Annotated in this window: 3 protein-coding genes; all 3 read left to right on the forward strand. The window is 33.3% G+C overall.

The genetic code is table 11. The annotated features are described in order from the left end of the window. Window positions 1-642 (forward strand): RNA-guided endonuclease InsQ/TnpB family protein (locus tag F6K22_RS35150; protein ID WP_293109129.1); only part of this gene is annotated, 642 nt, incomplete at its 5' end. After that, window positions 629-913: an RNA-guided endonuclease InsQ/TnpB family protein gene (locus F6K22_RS35155; RefSeq protein ID WP_293109131.1), complete on the forward strand. Its 285-nt coding sequence runs from the start codon at window positions 629-631 to the stop codon at window positions 911-913. The genes F6K22_RS35150 and F6K22_RS35155, both read left to right, overlap by 14 nt. A gap of 683 nt (window positions 914-1596) precedes the next feature. Further along, on the forward strand, window positions 1597-3177 hold the full coding sequence (locus tag F6K22_RS35160; protein WP_363275115.1) for a family 10 glycosylhydrolase: 1581 nt from the start codon (window positions 1597-1599) through the stop codon (window positions 3175-3177). Window positions 3178-3787: the final 610 nt, after the last annotated feature.

A 3787-nucleotide genomic window follows, 5' to 3' on the forward strand; every position in this document is an offset into this window, starting at 1 on the left:
TCTAAAACAGCACCTCAATATGCTTTGAGATATTTATCTCAAGCCTGGAAGCGAAGATTCAGCAAAGTGTCGGGAATACCTAAATTCAAGAAAAAAGGTAGAGATGATAGTTTCACTCTAGATGGGTCAATATCAGTAGGTTTTAATCATATAAAACTGCCCCGAATTGGATGGATTAAAACTTATGAAATACTTCCAGATCATGTCACTCCTAAATCTGTAACTATTAGCAAAAAAGCCGATAGATGGTTTGTCAGTTTCAAAGTAGAAACCACACCTAAAATTACTGATAAATCAGTAGATGTAGTTGGTGTAGATTTAGGTATAAAATCTCTAGCTACGTTATCTACTGGTGAAATTTTTGTTGGTGCTAAATCTTTAAGAAGGTTAGAAGTTAAACTCTCTCGGTTGCAATACCTCAACAGACATAAAACTAAATTCTCTAAGAACTGGAAAAAGGCTCAACTTAAGATAGCTCAGTTACACAAAAGGATAGCTAACATCAGAAAAGATACATTGCACAAGCTAACTACTTACTTGGCTAAAAACCACAGCCAGATAGTAATAGAAGACTTAAATGTATCAGGCATGATGGCTAACCATAAGCTAGCTAAGGCTGCCCTAGTCCATGGGTTTTTATGAATTCAGAAGACAGTTAGAGTACAAGTGTGAGTTATACGGTTCTGAGTTAATCGTTGTTGATAGATGGTTTCCTAGCTCTAAGACTTGCTCTCACTGTGGTGAGGTGAAACAGTCTCTGTCTTTATCGGAGCGTGTATTCAATTGTGAACACTGCAATTTCAGTTGTGATCGAGACTTGATAAGAGCGTTAAATTTAGCTATGGCGGTCAGTTCGACCGTGACAGCTTGCGGACTGGATAACGCCGGCGTTGCCAGATTTAAGCAGGAATAGAACAGATAATCATAGATTTATATAGATTATCGTAGGTTTCTAAGAACGGCAAAAAGTAAGTGCTGATTTAGGTTATATTCCACTACCTGATAATGTGCGTCAAAAAGTTGCAGAAACGGCAGATAAAATTGGTCCTAACTATAACATCAAGCTTCAATAGGCTTCAAGAATTTATAATTTATAATTACCTCTTTTTATAAAAAAGATAATTGGCTAAATGGAAAGGCTTTATAGCTTAATTTTTCGGTAAGACTAGAAAAGCAAAAAACAAAAGTTAATTTGAGACGTGAAAGTTTTGATGAGATAGGGAAAGAGTTGGAACTTAATTTAGCATAAAGTTTCTCAAGTCATCAGATTCAGTACCACTTGAGGAAAAATCAGAAATTTTTCACTCAGAGATTGTATTTATTTAGTAAGAAAAATAGTAAGCATTTCCTGCGGAATGCTACCCAAACAGCTTTTTAATGAATTAACCAAGCGTTCTTTTAACTTCTACTGGATTTTCAACCAGAGTATTGAAGCACAAGAACAACGAACTTGAGTTGTTAACCCATACAATTCTGTGGCAGGAAATTCCAGATATGTCTTGGAAGCTGATAGCTAATAGCTAACCACTGAATGCTTACGCAAATTGAGATTAACTAAATAGAAAAAAATTCATCCAAATTTCTGAGGATTTTATTATGTCAAAAAAAGATTCTGACTCCTCTCGCCTTTTTGATGCAGGTTGTCTTGTAGAACTGCTAATTTTCACGATGCTTTTAGGAGGAAGTTATTGGTGGTTTATTGAGAGAAAGAATATTGATTTATCTCAAGTCATATCTAATACTTCTGTAGTTTCTTGGTTCCATGACAAGTTTCCTAATCTACCTATTCCTTTTTTAAACTCTCAAGAAAAATCAACTGAATTAACTTCAAAAAAACCATCTCCAGCAGAAATAACTAAAAATCAACCAGACTCGTCTAAAATCAAAACACCATTACCAACTCCTTATTCAGAAAAAAAGGATGAAAAATTAACCCCAAGTCAACCATCTCCAGCAGAAGTAACTAAAAATCAAACAGACTCTTCCACAATAGAAACACCATTACCAACTCCTTATTCAGAAAAAAAGGATGAAAAATTAACCCCAAGTCAACCATCTCCAGCAGAACTAACTAAAAATCAAACAGACTCTTCCACAATAGAAACACCATTACCAACTCCTTATTCAGAAAAAAAGGATGAAGAATTAACCCCAAGTCAACCATCTCCAGCAGAACTAACTAAAAATCAAACAGACTCGTCTAAAACAAAAACACCATTACCAATTCCTTCTCAAAAACCAACTATTAATTCAACTAAACCTCAGAATAATTTCTTAGATGCAAAAACTTTAACCCCTTGGGAGAAAAAACAAATTAGAGGCATATATTTAAGTCGTTATTATATAACCAATAATGCCAATGAAAAAACAATTCGTGAAAGAGTTCGTTATTACAAAAAACAAGGATTTAATACCATAATTCATGGGGTGTGGGGAAATGGCTGCACTATGTACAAAAGCGAAGTAATGGAACAAATACTAGGAGCAAAAAGTTGCCCAAATAAATTTAACGAACAATGGTTAGTCTGGTTAATTGATGAAGCACATAAACAAGGAATGGAAGTTCATGCTTACTTTGAAAAAGGCATTAAAATAGATGAAAATAGTCCGATTTTTGACTTAGCAATTAGGAGAAAATGGATAGTTCCTGGAGTAGATAAAACCTACGATAAAATTGAGCATTATGTCTTAGATGTAGAAATGGAAGAAGTAGCTAATTTCTTTACCAATATTTTAGTTGAATTTGTCAAAAAATATCCAAATATAGATGCAGTTCAATGGGATGATTATCTGGGATATCATGCAGAATTACCAGGAAAAGTAGACCGAACAGTTAACCTAACAAATTTTACCCAGCGAATGATCAAAGAAATGAAAAAAGCGAATAATTCAGTTAGTTTTGATATATGTCATCACAACCCTTATTGGGCAAAAAAATATTTTGCGGCGGACTGGGAAAAATGGTCAGTAGATCGAGTCTTTATTCAAGTCTATAATGATGAAAATTTTCAGGAAGAATTAAATTATGTAAAAAAATATGATGGTATTGCAATTAGCGATAAACAATTACATCGTCTTCAGGAATTAGTTAATGATTCTAATATTAATAGTGTGTTAGTTTTTCCAGTTCTTGAAAAACCAGAATCAGCAGCTTCCCGCGTAAAATCAGCTTTATAGTTTCTGCTTTATATAGCAATTCTTCAAGCTAATAAGTCTGGTTTATTTGCTGCAAATGTCAGATTGATGATATTTACCAATTAATAATTGAAAGTTGATAATTGATAATTGAAAGTTGACAATTGATAATTACTTAATTTCAGGTTGAAAGCCTCTTCCTTTAAGAAGAAAAAGTCAAAATTTTCTTCCCTTGTCTTAATCCAATCCGTTTTAGGGAGAAGTAATTATCAATTATCAATTATTGAAGGTAGTGCCTGTGCGAAAGTGTGGGAATGACAAGATGAATATTATCCCTAAATAGTCGAAACTATCGTGGAATTTCCTATGTGTGTTCAGCAATTAACAATAGACATCTCCAGAAAAAAGGGAACACTTAACTGGGAACACTTAACTGGGAACAGGGAAGAATAATTGATAATTTCTGGATAATAATTGATTTTATTTTGTATTTTTGGAGATGTCTAATGAACAATTAATAATTAATAATTACCCCTTCTTAAAACGGATAGGATTGACTAAAAGGAAAAATTTTGATTTATCCCCTTAAAAGGGGAGGCTTTAAACCTGAATTGTTGAATGAATAATTGACTATCAACTCTTAATTATTAAT

Origin of the sequence: Okeania sp. SIO2F4 (assembly GCF_010672385.1) — a bacterium.
Taxonomy (GTDB): Bacteria; Cyanobacteriota; Cyanobacteriia; order Cyanobacteriales; family Microcoleaceae; genus Trichodesmium.

Coding starts and splice junctions, on each gene's coding strand:
- F6K22_RS35155 (WP_293109131.1), top strand. CDS start 629: ATGGGTTTTTATGAATTCAGAAGACAGTTAGAGTACAAGTGTGAGTTA.
- F6K22_RS35160 (WP_363275115.1), top strand. CDS start 1,597: ATGTCAAAAAAAGATTCTGACTCCTCTCGCCTTTTTGATGCAGGTTGT.